The 18199-nt window shown below is 64.8% G+C and carries 12 protein-coding genes; 7 read left to right on the top strand and 5 right to left on the bottom strand.

Going from position 1 to position 18199, the window contains the following annotated elements; translation table 11 throughout:
* Positions 1 to 120: 120 nt before the first annotated feature.
* A complete protein-coding gene (locus AC1D75_RS08010) occupies positions 121 to 1305 on the top strand; it encodes a GGDEF domain-containing protein (protein WP_495514744.1) in 1185 nt (394 codons plus the stop codon).
* On the opposite strand, the gene AC1D75_RS08015 is transcribed toward AC1D75_RS08010, so the two are convergent.
* Positions 1266 to 2021 carry a hypothetical protein gene (locus tag AC1D75_RS08015; RefSeq protein WP_495514745.1) on the bottom strand — a complete coding sequence of 252 codons (756 nt, stop codon included), beginning with the start codon at positions 2019 to 2021 and terminating at the stop codon, positions 1266 to 1268. The genes AC1D75_RS08010 and AC1D75_RS08015 overlap by 40 nt on opposite strands.
* A 356-nt stretch (positions 2022 to 2377) precedes the next feature.
* On the opposite strand from AC1D75_RS08015, the gene AC1D75_RS08020 reads away from it, so the two are divergent.
* Positions 2378 to 4486, top strand: coding sequence for an Rv1355c family protein (locus tag AC1D75_RS08020; RefSeq protein WP_495514746.1), 2109 nt, complete (start codon positions 2378 to 2380; stop codon positions 4484 to 4486).
* A gap of 96 nt (positions 4487 to 4582) precedes the next feature.
* On the opposite strand, the gene AC1D75_RS08025 is transcribed toward AC1D75_RS08020, so the two are convergent.
* The 3 genes from AC1D75_RS08025 to AC1D75_RS08035 all read right to left on the bottom strand — a co-directional run bounded on the left by AC1D75_RS08025 (position 4583) and on the right by AC1D75_RS08035 (position 9022).
* On the bottom strand, positions 4583 to 5833 hold the full coding sequence (locus tag AC1D75_RS08025; RefSeq protein WP_495514747.1) for a saccharopine dehydrogenase family protein: 1251 nt from the start codon (positions 5831 to 5833) through the stop codon (positions 4583 to 4585).
* Positions 5834 to 5924: 91 nt separating this feature from the next.
* Positions 5925 to 8276, bottom strand: a complete 2352-nt coding sequence (locus tag AC1D75_RS08030) for a glycoside hydrolase family 65 protein (RefSeq protein WP_495514748.1) — start codon at positions 8274 to 8276, stop codon at positions 5925 to 5927.
* A complete protein-coding gene (locus tag AC1D75_RS08035) occupies positions 8276 to 9022 on the bottom strand; it encodes an HAD family hydrolase (protein WP_495514749.1) in 747 nt (248 codons plus the stop codon). Before AC1D75_RS08035 ends, AC1D75_RS08030 begins: the two co-directional genes overlap by 1 nt.
* Positions 9023 to 9163: 141 nt before the next feature.
* Between AC1D75_RS08035 and menD the strand changes: the two genes are divergently transcribed.
* The 5 genes from menD to AC1D75_RS08060 all read left to right on the top strand — a co-directional run bounded on the left by menD (position 9164) and on the right by AC1D75_RS08060 (position 16836).
* The gene (gene menD, locus AC1D75_RS08040) at positions 9164 to 10801 is read left to right on the top strand and encodes a 2-succinyl-5-enolpyruvyl-6-hydroxy-3-cyclohexene-1-carboxylic-acid synthase (RefSeq protein WP_495514750.1); all 1638 of its coding nucleotides are present in this window, start codon (positions 9164 to 9166) and stop codon (positions 10799 to 10801) included.
* Positions 10802 to 10862: 61 nt separating this feature from the next.
* Positions 10863 to 11333, top strand: coding sequence for a hypothetical protein (locus AC1D75_RS08045; RefSeq protein WP_495514751.1), 471 nt, complete (start codon positions 10863 to 10865; stop codon positions 11331 to 11333).
* Between the two features lie 25 nt (positions 11334 to 11358).
* Complete coding sequence (locus tag AC1D75_RS08050; RefSeq protein ID WP_495514752.1) at positions 11359 to 12519, top strand: glycosyltransferase family 4 protein; 1161 nt, start codon at positions 11359 to 11361, stop codon at positions 12517 to 12519.
* 133 nt (positions 12520 to 12652) lie between these two features.
* Complete coding sequence (locus tag AC1D75_RS08055; RefSeq protein ID WP_495514753.1) at positions 12653 to 13342, top strand: demethylmenaquinone methyltransferase; 690 nt, start codon at positions 12653 to 12655, stop codon at positions 13340 to 13342.
* Positions 13343 to 13497: 155 nt separating this feature from the next.
* Positions 13498 to 16836 carry a DEAD/DEAH box helicase gene (locus tag AC1D75_RS08060; protein ID WP_495514754.1) on the top strand — a complete coding sequence of 1113 codons (3339 nt, stop codon included), beginning with the start codon at positions 13498 to 13500 and terminating at the stop codon, positions 16834 to 16836.
* A gap of 76 nt (positions 16837 to 16912) precedes the next feature.
* On the opposite strand, the gene AC1D75_RS08065 is transcribed toward AC1D75_RS08060, so the two are convergent.
* Entirely contained in the window at positions 16913 to 18166 is a 1254-nt protein-coding gene (locus tag AC1D75_RS08065; RefSeq protein WP_495514755.1) for a geranylgeranyl reductase family protein, read from the bottom strand.
* Positions 18167 to 18199: the final 33 nt, after the last annotated feature.

The following is an 18199-nucleotide window of genomic DNA, read 5'->3' on the forward strand; positions in this document are numbered from 1 at the left end:
ACCGGCGTTGAGTGAAATTTCACGCCTCGAAGGTTTCACCATCGTCGTCGGTCCGGTCAGGGTCTCGCGTACCTGCCCGGAGGCGTCGCCACTGTGCTGGGGATTCGGATAGCTGATCGCGTGAGTAACAAGTTGTCGGAGCGTTTCGACGCACGATCGACTGCGGTACTGATAAGTACGGCGGGCGCTTTCGCGTTGCCTTTGTTCGCGTTCATACAGCCGGAATTCATTATCGACGGCGGTATGAAATACCTCGTCCTGGTCTGGCTTTTCAGCACATTCTCTTTCGCCGTCACGCTATATATCGGCCGGTTGTCCGACACGCAATTCGCAATACTCGGATTCGGCGGAATGTTGGGTGTGGCCTGGTCGGCCTATCTGGTGACGGACCCGGCGGCGGCCCGAGCGATTGTGGCACTGTTGGCCGCCATCCCGGCGATCGCGGCCATGGGCTCTTCGCGGCGGGTGACGATCTCGTTCACAGTGCTCGCAATGGTGCTGGCGGTGGCACTGTCATCCATCAACGCCACCTCCGGAGTGGCACTCATCGTCGCCACCGGCGCCGCGGTCACCACGGTTTTTGTGCCGGTGTTCATGGTCGCCGCACTCCGGAAGTCACTGGGTTCGGTGCTCCTCAAGGTCGCCAAGCTGGGTGATACCGACCCGCTGACCGGGGTACTCAACCGTCGCGGACTGCTGAGCCGAAACAGCGATCTCCTCGAGCGCATCGTCAGAACCCGTCAGTCGATCGGGTTCATGATGATGGACTTCGACAACTTCAAGATCGTCAACGACAGCCATGGCCATGCCGCCGGGGATTCCGTGCTCGTGGCGGCGGCAGCTGTCATCGAGAAGACCGTGCCCAGCCGGTCGATGGTCAGCCGATTCGGCGGCGAGGAGTTCGTGGTGATGACCGAGTCCGCAAGCCCCGCGGAACTCGTCGAACTCGCCGAGGAGGTCCGTCACCGAATCGACACCGAGTGCGGCGTCACGATCAGTATCGGAGCAATCTACGCGCCGTTGATCCGATCGACGACCGGTCGCCCCAATATCGACGACGTGATCGACTTCCTCACCAGGCAGGCGGATCGATGCATGTATGCAGCAAAAGACGCCGGGCGTAACAAAGTGATCTCGCGCACATGTGCGCCGATCGTGTGGGTACCCGGCCCTCCGAGCGAGCCTCAGATCGAGTTTGTCGCGGACGAGCGCCGCGTGGGGAATCTCGACCTGGTCCGCAGGCGGCGGGCCGCTGACGCCCGTTCTCAGGCCGCGACGCCATTTGTCGACGACCAGACGTTGTGAGGGGAACCGGCCGCGAGGATCGAGGTGTCCTGGACCATGTGTGCGAGCACCTTCGGCTTGGCATCGAGCGCGATCCGGTCGCGGTCCCACCACATCAGGCTGGTCTGGTAGCGGGCATCGGGGTACGGCGAGGCCTGGATGTCTTCGGCGACCCGGCCGCCCGAGGATTCCCAGCGACGCAGCACGTGGTCCGCAGCGGTGGCCATGATGTAGCGGGCACCGGTGAGGGTCATCGTGGGAAGCGCGACGCGGGCAAGCATCCCGGCAACGGTCGCCGCGGCGGGTCCTTCGGCGGCCCAGGCGGTCTTCATCTCCACAACGCCATGTTCGAGTCGTGAATCGATCGCGTCGATGACCATCTCCAGGCCCGGCTGGCCAGCCCATTCGAGCAGTGCGTGGGATTGGTGGGCGTTGCTGTACGGCCCCTTGGCGCGCACGCCCCCGATGACCGTTCCCGAGCGATCCAGGGCTGCGTAGAACAGGGTTGTGCAGTTGCCGCGGACGACGTCGTCGTACTCGAGGGCCATTTCGGCGCCGTACTTGGCGTAGCTTTCGCGAGCGCCGTCGAGATAGTCGATCCACACGTCCGGAACCGACTGTGGCGTGCCGACGATCAGTGTCGTCCCGGTCTGCTCGTCGATCACCTGCGCGGTGAAATCACGGGCTCCGGAGCTGATCTGTGCGGTCCGGCGATCGTAGGCGAATGCGGTGGTCATTGTGTCTCCTGGCCTGCACACGTGTGCGCACTATTGCTATCTCACCATTGTGGATAGTTGGTGTGGGATTCATGATGGTCTTGCAGGTAGCAAATATTTCTCGGGATTTTGTTGCCCCTCGCTCATTGTTGCTTGTTTGTGGTCGTTATGTCACTGTGTGTCAATCTCCCTCGCCGAAATCGGCCCATCCGGTTTGTCTTGCGCTCGGGCTTGGACAGTCTTCTGATCGAATGTCCAATTCAGATGTCCGAATGTCGCTTGGTCCCATGGGATGTGGGATGTGAGCCTCCCGTATACCGTCGAGGGAACAGGTTTCAATCGCGGCGTCGCGTTGAGAATATAAACAGGATGGTGTAGTGAACGATCAGGCTAATGAATCCATGGCCACCGTTGAGGTTATGGACGACGGCAATCCGGAGGGACGCAGCCGACTCGAGGAACTGCGTGCCACATCAGGAATTGACTTCCTTGATTCGGTGGCCCAGCAGTTGTCGGCGGCAGGTGAATTGATCCCACCGCTGGAGAATCAGATTCTCGATGAGCCGGCGCGCTGGATCTACTATCCCTGGCGAAAGAAAGCCATTCGACTGCTCGGTCCCGCCGGATATCGACGACTACGGCTGGACCGGAATCGGAACAAGTTGACGGTCGATGAGCAGGACCGGGCCGGTGTGTTGAGGGTCGGTGTCGTCGGTCTGAGTGTCGGACATGCAGTCGCACATACGTTGGCACTCGAAGGCCTCTGCGGCCAGTTGCGGCTCACGGATTTCGACGATATCGAATTGTCGAATCTGAATCGTGTGCCTGGTTCGGTTTTTGACATCGGCCTCAACAAGGCCGTGGTCGCGGCCCGGCGCATTGCCGAGATCGATCCCTATCTCGATGTCCGGGTACATCAGCAAGGTGTTCAGGAATCAACCATCGATGAGTTCTTGGCAGGCCTCGATATCGTCATCGAAGAATGCGATTCGTTCGACGCCAAAGTATTGGTCCGGGACAGGGCGCGGGCACTGGGGATTCCGGTGATCATGGAAACAAGTGACGGCGGTGTTCTCGACGTCGAACGATTTGATCTCGAGCCCGATCGGCCGTTGTTCCACGGTTTGCTCGGCGATTTCAGCGCGGCATCATTGTCGGGGTTATCGGCGGCCGAGAAAGTACCGTTTGCGCTTCAGATTCTCGACGGTGACCGACTGACATCCCGAATGGCGGCCTCGGTATTCGAAATGGGCCGAACCCTGTCTGCGTGGCCGCAACTCGGTGGGGATGTCGCACTCGGTGGTGCGACCGTCGCCGCAGCTGTACGGCGCATCGTCCGGGGAGAACCGCTGCCGTCCGGTCGCATCCGGGTCGACCTCGACTCGATCCTCGATGGTCTGACGGAACCGGCCTTGGCGGCGCCGCCCGCGCCACGGATCGACGTTGATGTGCATGCCGAGTTCGCGGCGCTCGAGGCTCGAGATGCGGTGGTGTACGCCGGTTCTCGGGCGCCCTCACTCGGCAACGCACAACCCTGGAAATTCGATTCGGACAGCACGGGGGTGACGGTTCGATCGAATCCCTCGTCGTCCAGGCTGGATGTCGGCGGACGGGCGTCGGCGGTCGCACTCGGTGCGGTGCTGCACAACATGACGGTCGCGGCTTCGGCAGTGGGGGTGGCCGGAAAGACCGCCATCACCGGGGCGGGTGCGCAACTGCAGGTTCGATTCGATTTCGATGGCGCCGTGGATGCCGATGGCACCGCGCCGCTACGGGCGATGCTCGATCGCCGGACCAACCGGGGATTCGGTGATCGCAGCGAACTCGGCGACGACGTCGTCGAAGCGCTATCGAAGCAACTGCCCGAAGGGGCGCAGACACGGCTGGTCACCGATCAGGAAACCCTCGCCGCGTTCGGGGTGATCGCCGGAGCGGCCGAACGCCTGCGGTATCTCGATCCGGACCTGCAGTCCGAGATGATGGCGGAGATCGTCGCCGCGTCAGAGGCCGCCTCCGACACCGGGATCGAGGTCGGTGACATGGCACTCATGCCGCAGCAGGCTCCGTTGCTGGCCTTGCTGCGGCGTCCCGATGTGATGGCGCACCTCGACGCCTGGGGTGCGGGTTCCGCGCTGGGCGCGGACGCGCAGGGGCGGATCATGACCACATCGGCACTTGCCGTGGTGACGGTCGATGGGCGAAGTGTCGACGCCTATGTGCGCGGCGGGGTGGCGATGCAGGAACTGTGGATCCGCGCGCAGGCGCTGGGCCTGGCCGTCCATCCGATCACCCCGGCCTTCCTCTATGCCGATGGGTCGCAGGAGTTCGATGCGATCTCGCCCAAGAAGAGCGACGAGTTGTCCACCCTGGCAACGCAGTTCAACGAGCTGTTCGATGTGGGGAACGATCAGGTGGTCGCCGCGGTACTCCGGTTGTCGCGGACGCCCTTCGTTCCGTCGGTGAGCAGGCGGCGACCGGTGAGCTGACCGCCTTCCCCAGACGATCCGGTAGTACGAAGACGAGCCACAAATATGTGGCTCGTCTTCGTATTTCCGGATCGTCTGCGGGGAGTGGGGTGGAGGCTAGGTGAGCTGCTCGGCTTCGAGTTTGAATCCGGCGGCGCGAAGACGTTCGATGAGGACATCGCCGATGGCGGCGGCCGGGGTCAGGATGCCTGACAGTGGCGGCAATTCGTCGCGGTTCAACGCGAGCGACAACGCACACTCCGACAACATCACCGCCGTGGCCTTGTACCCGGGGTCGCCCTTGGCCACGATGCGGGACCGATAGCGCTTGCCGGTGGTGGTGGTCGTGTAGGTCTCGGTGGTGAAATGCCCAGCCTCCCTAACCTTTTTGCTCGGCCCCTCGCCGGGCTTGGGGAGCACGCGATCCAGTACCTTGCGGATCGGGCCGATCGACATCGCGCCGAGGAATGCCGTTGTCCCCGCGGCAACCGCTGCGGAAACTGCGGTCGAGACGATCGGGGTGCTGCCGACGTACAGGGCCTCGCCGTAATGGAACTTGTCGCCATAGGCATTGTCGAGCAGTGCATTGGTTCGGCGTACGACGCGGGTGTTGACGCTGGCCATGAAAAACGGGGCCAGCGTGCCCTTGAGTCCGGGATCGACCTTTGAGGCGTCGACCAGGGCGAAATCGCTCGGTTCGGCGCTGCGTTTGATTCCCGCGTATTCGCCGCGGCCGGTGGACAGGGCGTGGGGATCGAGCAGGGTGCGCCGCGTCTCGGCGTTTGCGGCTTCTTTGGCGATCACGCGCATCGAATCGATCGTCCCGCCGCTGATGCCGCCGCGAAAGCTGCGCACGATCATCGTGGTGTCACCGAGTCTGCCCTCGCCGTCGGCGCTGACCTTTTTGTGTAGGAGATAGGTGCCGAGATCGGAAGGTACACAGTCGAATCCGCAGGAATGTAGGATCCGTGCCCCGTTGGATTTCGCCTGATCGCCGAACTTGTCGATCGACATCCGGACAAAAGGTACTTCGCCGGTGAGGTCGACGTAGTCGGTGCCGCTGTTGACGGTCGACGCCAGGACCGCCTCCCCGTACTTCAGGTAGGGACCGACGGTGGTGCACAACACCCGGGTGCGGGCGGTCATCGCGTCGAGCGAGGCCGGTGAGTCGACGTCCGCGATGATCAGCGGCCAGGCGTTGGCGGGCTCGGGCAGGTCGAACCGCATCTGCGAGAGTTTGTGCTCGCTGCGGCCGGCCAGGGCGATCTTGGTTCCGGCGGGCGCATGTTCGGCCAGGTACTCGGCTGTCAGTGCGCCGACAAAACTGGTGGCTCCGAAGACAACAATGTCGAACTCGCGATCAGTCATGCCCCGACCCTACTGAACACACACGTTGTCGGCTTTTGGTTTGCTCCCGCCGCCCTGGTGAGCAGGACGAAATCGAACGTGTGGTCCGGCGTCAATACGATGTGACACGTCGATACGGCTCGCGCCCCGGCGGTTGCTCCGGCGTCGAATCCGGGCGCAGTTCGTCGATCTGCAGCGTCACCGGTCGATCACCGAGCACGAATAGCTCGCCGTGGTGCGACAACTGCTGGTGGTCGCCGCCGATCAGCCGGTAGATCGCCTCGCTGTGATGCACTTCGACCTCGATGTAACTGCGCCGCAGTGTCATCCGGAAGACCATGCGGTCCAGCCGGAGGGGAAGTCGCGGCGCAAAGGTGACGACCCCGGCGTGATCCCGCATCCCGCCGAAGCCTGCGACACAGCACAACCAGGTGCCTGCGAGCGCGGCGATGTGCAGACCACCCGACGAATTGTGGTGCAGGTCGTGCAGATCGGTCAGTGCGGTCTCGACGAAGTAGTCGTACGAGAGGTCGAGGTGTCCGACCTCCGCCGCGACGATCGACTGCCCACAGGCCGACAACGACGAGTCCCGCACGGTCAGTGGCTCGTAGTAGTCGAAGTTGCGCCGCTTCTGTTCCGCGGTGAACGCATCGCCGCGCAGATACATCGCGAGCACCAGATCGGCCTGTTTGACCACCTGTTTGCGGTAGAGATCCTGATACGGGTAGTGCAGGAGCAGCGGATAATTCTCGGGCGGTGTGCCTGCAAAATCCCATCGGGCCTGGCGGGTGAACGATTCGGCCTGTTGATGGACACCCAATTCGGGGTCGTAGGGCAGTGTCATCCGGGCTGCGCAGTCCTGCCAGTACGCCGTCTCCTCGTCGTCGACTCCGAATCGGGCCGCCACCGGGGGATGTCGCTTGCACGCCGCGACGGCATCACGAAAGTTCCGCTGCGCCATGAGATTCGTATAAATGTTGTTGTTGGCGATCGACGAGTACTCGTCCGGTCCGGTCACGCCGTCGATGCGAAAATCTCCGCGCAGGTCGTGGTGACCCAGCGAGGCCCACGATCGCGCCGTCTCGATCAAGAGCTCGAGCCCGCGGTCGACCTCGAACTGCTCGTCACCGGTTGCGGCGACGTACTGCGAGACCGCTGCGGCGATGTCGGCGTTGATGTGGACTGCTGCACTGCCCGCAGGCCAGTAGCTCGAACACTCCTGGCCGTTGATCGAGCGCCACGGGAACATCGCACCGGTCTGACTCAACTCCTTGGCCCGGTTCTTGGCCATGTCGAGCGTGGCGTGACGCCAGCCCAGCGCGTTCGCGGTCGCATCCGGCACGGTGTACGTCAGCACCGGCAGCACAAAGGTCTCGGTATCCCAGAAGGCGTGGCCGTCATACCCCGGTCCGGTGAGGCCCTTGGCAGGCAACGCGCGATTCTCACCGCGGGCACCGGCCTGCAAGACGTGGAACAGTGCGAAACGGACGGCCTGCTGCAGCTCCGGGTCGCCGTCGAGGATGACGTCGGCGGTATCCCAGAAGTCGTCGAGATATCGGCGCTGGCGGGCCTTCAATTCATCCCAGCCGTTGTCGCGGGCCGACGCCAGTGCGGCGTCGACCTGGGCCTGCAGAGCCGAAGGTGAGCGCTGACTCGACCATCCGTACGACAGATACTTGGTAATCGACACCCGTTGTCCGGCAGGGACTTTGGCGGTCACGGTCAAGCGTGCGAGGTCCTCGCTGAGGATCTCGCAAGACACCGAGTTGGGTGCCTCGAGCTCGTGGTCCATCCCGGCGGCGATGCGCAGACCGGATTCTCTGGTGTGATGGCCGAGTACGGCCCGGTGGCCGTGTGCCTCGGCGAAATCGCCCACCAGCGGGCGGTGGAGCGCAGCTGCGAGCCGGGGGTCCTTGCCCGGAGGCGTGGCCACCTCTTCGTTGGCCAGCAGGTCGGACTGCAGGACGATCTCGGTGTCTTCGTCGAGCGGTTCGACCTCGTAGCGGATGAGGGCGATGGCCCGTTCGGTGAACGACACCAGCCGTTCCGATGTGATCCGGACCCGCCGGCCGACCGGTGAGGTCCACTCGGTGGTGCGCAGCAGGGTTCCCGAACGAAAGTCGAGTTTCCACTCGTGAAGCTGGGTGGTCCCGTAGCGCAGGTCCATCGGTTCGTCCTCGACGAGCAGGCGGATGATCTTGCCGTTCGTGACGTTGACAACCGTCTGCCCGTCCTCGGGATATCCGTAACCGCCTTCCGCGTACGGCAACTCACGACGTTCGTAGAAGCCGTTGAGATAGGTCCCGGGGTTGAAGACCGGCTCGGCTTCCTCGACGTTGGCACGCAACCCGATGTGGCCGTTGGACAGCGCGAAGATCGATTCGATCCGACCGAGTGAATCCTGATCGGTGCCACGCCAGGTCAGGTCCCAGGGCGCCACCTCCATCCCGGGGTCCTGGGCCATCAGTCCTCCAGCAGTTCGGTCAGGGCGGTGACCACGCGGTCAGCACCGGCTCGGCGTAGGTCGTCACCGTGTGTTCCGCCACCGGAGCGGTCGACGCCCACGACGTAGCCGAAACGACCGGCGTGCCCGGACGCCACACCCGCCACGGCGTCCTCGAACACCGCGGCCTGCTCGGGCGGTACGCCAAGGGCCTGCGCACCGGCGAGAAATGCATCCGGAGCGGGTTTTCCGGCGAGGCCACGTTGCGCGATCGTGAGTCCGTCGACCCGGGCCGAGGCATACTCCGCCAGACCTGTTGCCTCCAGGATGGGTGCGCCGTTCTTGGAGCTGGTCACCACGGCGATCGCCAACTGCGCGTGCTGCGCGGCCTTCAGATACGCCACCGCATCGGGATATGGTTGCGCGCCGGTTGTTTTCAGTTCGTCGAGAAACAATCCGTTCTTGGTGTCGCCGATACCGCTGACCGTGGCGTCGACAGCGGTATCGCCGGTGTCACCCGGCGCAAGCGTGATGCTGCGCGACGCCAGGAACGTCACGATCCCGTCGTTGCGGGACCGGCCATCGACGTACTGGAGATAGTCGTCGTCGGTGAACGGTCGACGCTGCTCGGGATCAGCTGCGGAGTATGACGCGAGGAAGGTGTCGAATGCCTGCTTCCAGGCCCGACGGTGAACCGTTGCCGTATCGGTCAGAACTCCGTCGAGATCAAAGAGCAGTGCCGTCACCGATGCCGGTAAGCCGATCACCCTTGCGACCGTACCCGGTGGGACTCGATTCGCGTCCGAAGTCGGACCCCGCGCTTTGTGATCGAGCGGTGCGGCCGATTGTCCGCGTCGTCACACCGGTCGACGCGAAGGGCATGCAGGCGGCGCCGCTAGCCTGAAGTAATGAATCCTTCGACCCTGCAGGCGCGCGTGATCGTCGACGAGATGATCCGCGGAGGCGTGGCCGAAGCCGTGTTGTGCCCCGGCTCACGCAATGCGCCCTTCGCGTTCGCGTTGCATGCCGCCGATGCGGCCGGACTCCTGCGACTGCACGTGCGGGTCGACGAGCGCACGGCCGGCTATCTGGCGCTGGGCCTGGCTGCGGCATCCGGGCAGCCGGTGCCCATCGTGATGACCAGCGGTACCGCGGTGGCGAACATGAGTCCGGCGGTCTTCGAGGCCAACTACGCACGGCTGCCGCTGGTCGTGATCAGCGCGAACCGCCCCTACGAACTCCTGGGGTCGGGCGCGAATCAGACCATCGAACAGTTCGGGATCTTCGGCACCCAGGTGCGCGCGGCGATCAGCCTCGGGCTGGCCGAGCAGGACCTCGATACCAACAGTCAGTGGCGTTCGGCAGTCGGGCGCGTGCTCGCAGCGGCCCGCGGCGCCCGCACCGGCAATGCCGGACCGGTGCAGTTCGACATTCCATTGCGCGAGCCGCTGGTACCGGATCCGGGCGCCGCGCCCAGCGACGACCTCGGTGTCTTCGCAGGCCGACCCGACGGTGCCCCCTGGACGGTGACCTCCGTCGGGAAGCTGGACGTCCCCGTCGACATCGACATCAGCGAACCGACCGTCGTGGTCTCCGGGCACGGCGCCGGACATCGACCCGAGCTGGCCGCGCTGCCGACCGTGGCCGAGCCGACCGCCCCGGCTCCCGAGAACCCGCTGCATCCGCTGGCATTGTCGGCGCTGCGTCCCACCCAGGCCATCATCTGTGGTCGTCCGACCTTGCACCGTGAGGTCTCCACGCTGCTCGCCGATCCGAATGTCCGCGTCTACGCGCTGACCACCGGGCCGCGCTGGCCCGACGTCTCCGGCAACGTGCTGGCCACCGGTTCGCGCGCCGAGGTTGTCGGGGAAGCCGACGAAGACTGGCTCAAGACCTGCGCGGCAGCACACCAACGCGCGGTCAATGCTGTCGACCTGGAACTCGATGCCACCGAGGCCGTCACCGGACTGCACGTCGCGAAGGTCGTCAGCGCGGCGATGGCTCCCGGTGAACAACTGGTGGTAGGGGCGTCCAACCCCATCCGCGACGTCGCATTGGCCGGGCGGGTCGGACCTGATGTGCGGGTTTTGTCGAACCGAGGTGTCGCGGGGATCGACGGAAACGTCTCCACCGCCATCGGTGCGGCACTGGCGACCGGCGCGCGAACGGTCGCGCTGATGGGAGATCTGACATTTGTGCACGACGCCACCGGACTGCTGATCGGTCCGGCCGAACCCCGACCGAACCGGCTGACGATCGTCGTGGCCAATGACGACGGCGGCGGCATCTTCGGCCTGCTCGAACAGGGCGACCCCCGGTTCTCGGGGCCCGACTACCTCGGCGCCTACGAGCGGGTGTTCGGCACACCGCACCAGACCGACCTGGCATCGGTCTGCGCCGGATTCGGAACCCCGCACCGGCTCGTGACACTCGACGAGCTGCCAGGGGCGCTCAATGAATCCGGCTCAGGCATCGAGGTGATCGAGGTCCGGACGGACCGGTCGACGCTGAGGTCCGTGCATGCGTCCATCAAAACCCGCCTCTGAACGGTCGATGGGGAGCGGCGACGGAATTGGGTCGTCGGGACCGATTGACTATGGTGGCGGCATGTCTCCGACCGTGCTGCGCCGTGTTCAGATCGGGCTGCTCAGTGTCGGGATCATCATCACGATCATGATGGCGACCATGGTCGCCGGGGCCTACCGGAACGACACGTTGATCGATTCCGACAAGGCCACCACGGTTGCCGAGGTGGTCAGTGCCGGTCCGACCAAGGCCTCGGTCTCGTTCTCCACACCCGACGGCATGTTCCACAGCCCACGCCTGGGCGTCTTCTATCCCGGTGGACTGGCGAAGGGTCAGCGCATCAGCGTCGACTACTCGAAGTCGGATCCCGAACTCGTCCGGGTCACCGGGCGTGACGCGAGCTTGGCGATCCTGCCGGCATTGTCGGTGCTGGTGTACTCGTGGCTGGTCATCGGCGGCGTCATGGTGCTCCTCGCCGAGATCAACCGGCGTCGCACCGGCGGACGTTCATCTACGGTTCCGGTCCCCGTCACGGCGTCGAACACCGCCTGACAACTTCACGTCCGACACTGGACGTGTGCGAGTGGCAATTGTCGCGGAGAGCTTCCTGCCGAACATGAACGGCGTCGTCAACTCGGTCCTTCGGGTGACCGAGAACCTTGAACGTCGCGGACATGAGGTCCTGATCATCGCCCCCGGCGTCCCTCGGTCGGCGAAGCGGTCGGGCCGATCGAAGCCGGGCCCGGCCGTGGTGTCCGGTGCGCCGGTGAAGTACATCCCGTCGATGATGGTTCCCAAGGTCAGCTCGATGCCGGTCGGCGTACCCGCGCTGTCGATGTATCGAGCGCTGGCCGACTTTCGCCCGGACATCGTCCACCTCGCGTCGCCGTTTGTCGTGGGTGCGGCGGGTGTCGCCTGCGCGCGGCGGCTCGATGTCCCGACCGTCGCGGTGTTCCAGACCGACGTCGCCGGATTCGCCGCCAGCTACGGAATGAAACCCGGCACCTGGGCCGCCTGGGCGTGGACCCGAAAACTGCACAGCGCCTGCGACCGCACCCTGGCCCCGTCCACGGTCTCGGTCAAAGCCCTTCGCGACCGGGGCGTTCCGCGCGTCCACCACTGGGGTCGCGGGGTGGACGAGACCCGCTTTCATCCCTCGCGCCGCGACGACGCGATGCGCGCCCGCTGGAGCCCGGGCGGCAAGCTCATCGTCGGGTTCGTCGGTCGCCTGGCACCGGAAAAGCATGTGGAGCGGCTGGCAGTCCTGTCGGGCCGCGAGGACGTGCAGCTGGTGATCGTCGGGGACGGGCCGCAACGCTCGATGCTCGAACGGTTGATGCCCGATGCGGTCTTCACCGGTGAGCTCGGTGGCCTCGAACTCGCACGGGCCTATGCGAGCCTGGACGTGTTCGTCCACGCCGGGGAGCACGAGACGTTCTGCCAGGCGGTTCAGGAAGCCCTGGCCAGCGGTGTCCCGGCGATCGCACCCGACGCCGGCGGGCCGCGGGACCTCATCAATCACTGCCGAACCGGATATCTGCTCGGCCTCGACGACTTCTCCGGGCGTCTCAGCGACGCGATCACCACACTCGGGGACGATCGGGTGCGCACCGAGTTCGGCGCCGCAGCGCACCGGAGTGTGCAGGGCCGGACCTGGTCGGCGATCACCGACCAGCTCCTCGGGCACTACGACGCGGTCCTCGGACGGAACCGGACCATGCGACGAAGAGCGGCCTGAGAGGTAGCCGGAGGCGGAGCTCGACAATATGCCTGAGAGGTAGCCGGAGGCGGAGCTCGACAATACGTCTGAGACGAAGCCGGAGGCGGAGCTCGACAATATGTGTGATGACGCAGCCGGTACGGTTGCGGTCATGTCACGTGCATCGCTGGCCAAGAATCCAAAAGACGTCGCGGCCATGTTCGACGGTGTCGCGGGACGCTACGACCTCACCAACACCGTCCTGTCGTTCGGTCAGGATCGTGGCTGGCGCGTTGCCACCCGCAAGGCGCTGGCGCTCGGGTCCGGCGACGTTGTCCTCGATCTCGCGGCCGGAACCGCGGTGTCCACCGTCGAGCTCGCGCGGTCCGGTGCGTTCTGCGTCGCGGCCGACTTTTCTCTGGGCATGCTCAAGGCAGGGGCCAAGCGTCCGGTGCCGAAGGTGGCCGCCGACGCGTTGCATCTGCCGTTCGGCGACAACACCTTCGACGCCGCGACCATCTCGTTCGGTCTCCGCAACGTCAACGACGTCGATGTCGCCTTCGCCGAGCTGTTCCGGGTTCTGAAACCTGGTGGCCGCGTTGTGATCTGCGAGTTCTCCACCCCGGTCTTCGAGCCGATGCGGGTGGTCTACATGGAGTACCTGATGAAGGCGCTTCCCGCGGTGGCGACCAAGGTGTCGAGTAACCCGGAGGCGTACGTCTATCTCGCGGAGTCGATCCGCGAATGGCCGAATCAGCCGGAGCTGGCGCAGCAGATGCGTGACGCCGGGTTCGAGGACGTCCGCTGGCGCAACCTCACCTTCGGTATCACCGCGCTGCATCGGGGTGTCAAACCTGCCTAACCCGATGATGTGGCCTTTTGGCGGTGCTCACCTGGGCTTTTGTTCGCCAAAACAGCACACTTTCGGGTGGGGACGGAGGTTGGGACTGTGGATGACGGTGTGGTGAGTGTCATTCGTTCCCGGTGCTGTCTCGATCCCTCGCTAACCTGCAATCAATGACTACCGACTGGGCGCACCTGATCACCCCGGCGTCGCTTGCCGGCGACTTCGATCCGGGGACGATCAGTCGTGGAGCGGCGTATGCGAAGCAGCGCCGCGTCAGCGCGATGAAGTGGGACGAGCCGAAGCACCGATTGACCGGACGATGCACGGGTTCGGGCGTCTCCACCTATGGCATGCGCATTGTATTCAGCGGACTGGGTGCGGACTGGAAGATCGCGGATGCGTCGTGCACCTGTCCGGTCGGCTACTTCTGCAAACACGCCGTGGCACTACTGCTTGCCTTTGCCGAAGGCGTCGACACCGACTTGTCCCGCTTGCCCGTTCAGCAGGTCCCGCAATGGGAGCGCCGACTGCGTCCGCTGCTCGAGCAGAACCGGCCCAAACCCGCCGAACCGCTGGCCTTGCAGGTCTTTTACAGCGATGGTGTCACCGCGGGGCGTCGGGCCAAACCGGCCCAGTTGGCGTTGCGACTGTTGCGTCCGGGAACCCGGTCGAAATGGATCAGATCGGGTATCGACTGGCCGATGATCATCGGGCTCGGACCTGGACATTTCGACATGGCGCAGGTCTCCGTGCTCCAGGCGATGGCCTCCGACTCCATGCGGACGACCAGATACGGTCTCCCGTACGGATTGATCCTCACCACGGCCCCGGCCACCATCTGGCAGCAGCTCGACGCCGCGCTTGCCGCGGGGATCCCGATACTCGGTGACCCGGCTACCGGGATCGACGACGTGCACATCGGCAAGCGAGCCGGGCTCACCCTCGACATCGGCGGGGAGATCGGCGGTGATGCCCGCGTCGTGATCGAGATCGACGTGGACGGCGTCACGCTGCCGTCCGATGGCGTCGAAATCTTGGGAAACAAGGCACCGCACGGTGTTTCATATATCGACGACGAAGGTGTGCTCACGCTGGCACCATTCGAACCGGACAACGGCGCGGTCGCGCAGCTGCTGGATGGTCCACCGATTGTCATCCCGGCCTCCGACGGCGCCGCGTTCGTCGCAGATATGTTGCCGCGGCTGCGCGAATCGGTGTCGGTGCGCGTGGACGAAACGGTGCTGCGGCCACCCGTCATCACCGGACCGGTCGCTGTTCTCACGGTCCGCATCGTTCACGACACGGCCCACATCCAGTGGGCCATGCGCTATCTGGTCAATGGCAAACCCCGCGACTTCAACGACAACCCGATGACGGAGCCGCAATGGCGCGACGTGGCCGCCGAGCAGGATCTGTGGGAAAGGCTTCGTGACGTGTTGGGTGCGGTCGCTCTGCTGTCGCGCACCGCCGCCTATCGCATCCTCGTCGCGTACATCGGGGGAGTGCCGGGAACCGACGGTTTCCCGCCGATCCACGAACTCCAACCGGCCGATCATGACCATGCGATAGCGGCTGCGACGACAAGAACGCTGCGTGGCGACCTGCAACTGGCCCCCGTCGAGACGGCGCGCCTGTTCGCCGAGATCCTGCCGACGCTCAGCGACCGCGACGACCTGATCCTCGATGTAGCCGAGGTCGCCACGCAGTATCGGAAGGTCACCGAACGTGCGCGCGTGAGGTTTTCCGGTTCGGACTCGGCGGAGTCCGACTGGCTCGACCTGACGATCACCATGGATGTCGATGGTGAGCAGGTTGCGGTGGCCGATGTTCTCGCAGAACTGGCCTCGGGCGCAACACATATGTTGCTTCCGTCGGGGGTCTACTTCGCGCTGGACACACCGGAGCTGACCAAGCTCAAAAAGCTGATGGCCGAAGCCGAGACTCTGGGGGAGTTGGGCTCCGGCCGAGTTCCTGCGATCCCGGCGAATGCAACGCTCTGGGAAGAGTTGCTGCAGCTCGGTGTCGTCGACGAGCAACTCGGGCAGTGGCGCGAACGGGTCGAAAAGCTCAGCGCCGCGCGACCTCCGCAGCGGGTCGAACCGCCCCTGATGCTCGATGCCACTCTGCGTGACTACCAGCGCGAGGGGCTGGATTGGCTGTCGTTCCTCTGGGACAACGGACTCGGCGGCGTCCTGGCCGACGACATGGGACTCGGCAAGACCCTGCAGACCCTGGCGCTGTTCGCCCGCGCCCGCGAGAACGGGGAAACCGGAAAGTTTCTCGTTGTCGCGCCAACGAGTGTGGTCGGCAACTGGGTGTCGGAGTGCCATCGGTTCACCGACCTGAAAGCGGTGGCCGTCACTGCCACGTCGGCGCGTAGTCGTAAACCGTTGGCGGAGTTCATCGCCGATGCCGATCTGGTGATCACCACGTACGCCCTGCTGCGTATCGACTTCGACTCGTACGACGAACAGGAGTGGGCGGGCATGCTTCTCGACGAAGCCCAGTTCGTCAAGAACCACAATTCGAAAGCCCATCAATGTGCTCGCCGGTTGTCCGTGCCGTTCAAACTCGCAGTCACCGGTACCCCGATGGAGAACAACCTGATGGAGTTGTGGTCGCTGCTGTCGATCACCGTGCCCGGGCTGTTCCCGAGTCCGAAGTCGTTCGGCGAGTTCTTCCGCAAACCCATCGAGAAGGGCGAGGATCCCGAACGGTTGCCGGTCCTGCGCAAACGCATCAAACCGGTTATGTTGCGCCGCACCAAAGACCAGGTCGCGCGGGATCTGCCCGCCAAGCAGGAGCAGGTCCTGCAGGTCGAGTTGTCGCCGAAACACCGCAAGATCTACGACACCCGGCTGGTCCGGGAACGCGAAGTGGTACTCGGGCTACTCGGGGACTGGGAAAAGAACCGCTTCCAGATCTTCCGGTCGTTGACGATGCTGCGGCAACTGAGTTTGCACGCCGGACTGGTGGACAGTGCCGACAGCGACGTGGCGTCGGCGAAAGTCGACTTCATCCGCGAGCAGCTCCCCGAATTGATCGCCGAAGGCCACAGCGCGCTCGTCTTCAGTCAGTTCACCGGATTCCTCGGCATATTGCGAAAGGCGCTGGAAGCGGACGGTATCCGGTACAGCTACCTCGACGGGTCGCTGTCGGCGAAGGAGCGGACCGTCGCCATCGACAACTTCACCTCCGGCAAAACGCAGGTCTTCCTGATCAGTCTCAAAGCAGGTGGTTTCGGACTGAACCTGACCGAAGCCGACTACTGCTTCGTTTGCGACCCGTGGTGGAATCCGGCCGCGGAGGCCCAGGCCATCGACCGGACACATCGGATCGGCCAAACCCGGCCGGTCACCGTCTACCGACTGGTGTCCGCCGGAACCATCGAGGCGAAAGTCGTCGCACTGCAGGACCGCAAACGTGAGTTGTTCAACGCGGTGGTCGACGACGGCGAAATGTTCTCCACCGCCGTCGACGCCGACGACATCCGCAAGATGCTCGAGTAACCCCGGAGTTGGTGGCTTCTGGTGAGGCTGACCTGCGGAAATACTCGCCAGAACCCACCAAGATGGGGGTCTGGGGTCAGGTGAAGGGTGGGCGGGTGTCGAGCTTGTTGCTCGTCAGGCCGGCGAGGTGCCAGGCGCGGGCGATGAGATCGGAATCGTCCTCGGTGATCAGGTTGCCCATCACCCGCACCACCATCGACATCAAAGCGGCCGATCGGATACCGGGACGCCCCAGGATCGGCACCACCCGAGGCACCGTCAACACTGCGGCCAGACGGCGGGCCGCTGAGAAGGCGAGGGCGTAGCGTGCCCGCAACAGATCCGGCCACAGGGTCGAATAGTCGTTCTCACCAAGCACTTCGACGGCCAGACGGGCGGTCTCGAGGGCGTAGTCGATACCTTCACCGTTGAGTGGGTTGACGCAGGCCGCGGCATCACCGATCAACATCCAGTTCGCGCCGGCCACGCCGGAGACGGCCCCACCCATGGGCAACAACGCCGAGGCGATGCGCAGGGGTTTGCCTCGCAGCTGCCAGTCGTCGCGCTGAGAGTTGGTGTAGTGCTCGATGATCGGCCGTAGCGCCATGTGGGCCGGACGTTTCTCGGTGGCCAGCGCGCCGACCCCGATGTTCACCAGCCCGGACTCTGCGCCCAGTGGGAAGACCCACCCGTAGCCGGGCAGCAATTCGCCTGCCCCGTCCCGTAATTCGAGGTGTGATCCCATCCAGGTGTCCTCGCAGCGTCCCGACTCCACGTATGCCCGCGCCGCCACGCCGTAAGCGGTGTTTCGATGCCAGGCGCGACCCAGCGACGTGCCGAGCGCCGAGCGGACACCGTCGGCGACGATCACCTTGTCGACCTCGATCTGGGCCGGTCCGTCGGGCGTGTTGCATTGCACTGCAGTGATTTTGCCGCCGATGATGGTCGCGCCTACAGCCTTGACGCCGGATACCATCGTCGCACCCGCGGCCAGGGCGTGATGCCGGATGCGGTCATCGAGTTCGGTGCGGGCCACGGCGCTGCCGTAGGCGGGGAAGTGGGCGGACTTCTGCGGCCACCGCACCTGCTGCCGTCCACCCCACCCCTGGAGGTCCAGACCCTCGATCCGGGGACCGCTGAACGCGTCCGCGAGACCCAGCAGATCGAGTTCGGCGATGGCGCGCGGCGTCAACCCGTCGCCGCAGGTCTTGTCGCGCGGAAACACCGCCGAATCGAGCAGGGTGACCTCTCGACCGGTGGCTGCGGCGGCTGCGGCGGCCGCCGACCCACCAGGACCTGCGCCGACGACTAGAATCTCGGTGCGCGCGGGAACGCGGATGGGTGCACTCACCCGTTGAGTATCCCGCACCACTAGGCTCTCCCT

The organism is Williamsia sp. Y712 (assembly GCF_059445525.1).

Bases quoted from the DNA above. Each gene is read 5' to 3' on its own strand.
- AC1D75_RS08045 (WP_495514751.1), top strand. From the start codon at position 10,863: ATGTCTCCGACCGTGCTGCGCCGTGTTCAGATCGGGCTGCTCAGTGTC.
- AC1D75_RS08060 (WP_495514754.1), top strand. From the start codon at position 13,498: ATGACTACCGACTGGGCGCACCTGATCACCCCGGCGTCGCTTGCCGGC.
- menD (WP_495514750.1), top strand. From the start codon at position 9,164: ATGAATCCTTCGACCCTGCAGGCGCGCGTGATCGTCGACGAGATGATC.
- AC1D75_RS08055 (WP_495514753.1), top strand. From the start codon at position 12,653: ATGTCACGTGCATCGCTGGCCAAGAATCCAAAAGACGTCGCGGCCATG.
- AC1D75_RS08030 (WP_495514748.1), bottom strand. From the start codon at position 8,276: ATGGCCCAGGACCCCGGGATGGAGGTGGCGCCCTGGGACCTGACCTGG.
- AC1D75_RS08025 (WP_495514747.1), bottom strand. From the start codon at position 5,833: ATGACTGATCGCGAGTTCGACATTGTTGTCTTCGGAGCCACCAGTTTT.
- AC1D75_RS08015 (WP_495514745.1), bottom strand. From the start codon at position 2,021: ATGACCACCGCATTCGCCTACGATCGCCGGACCGCACAGATCAGCTCC.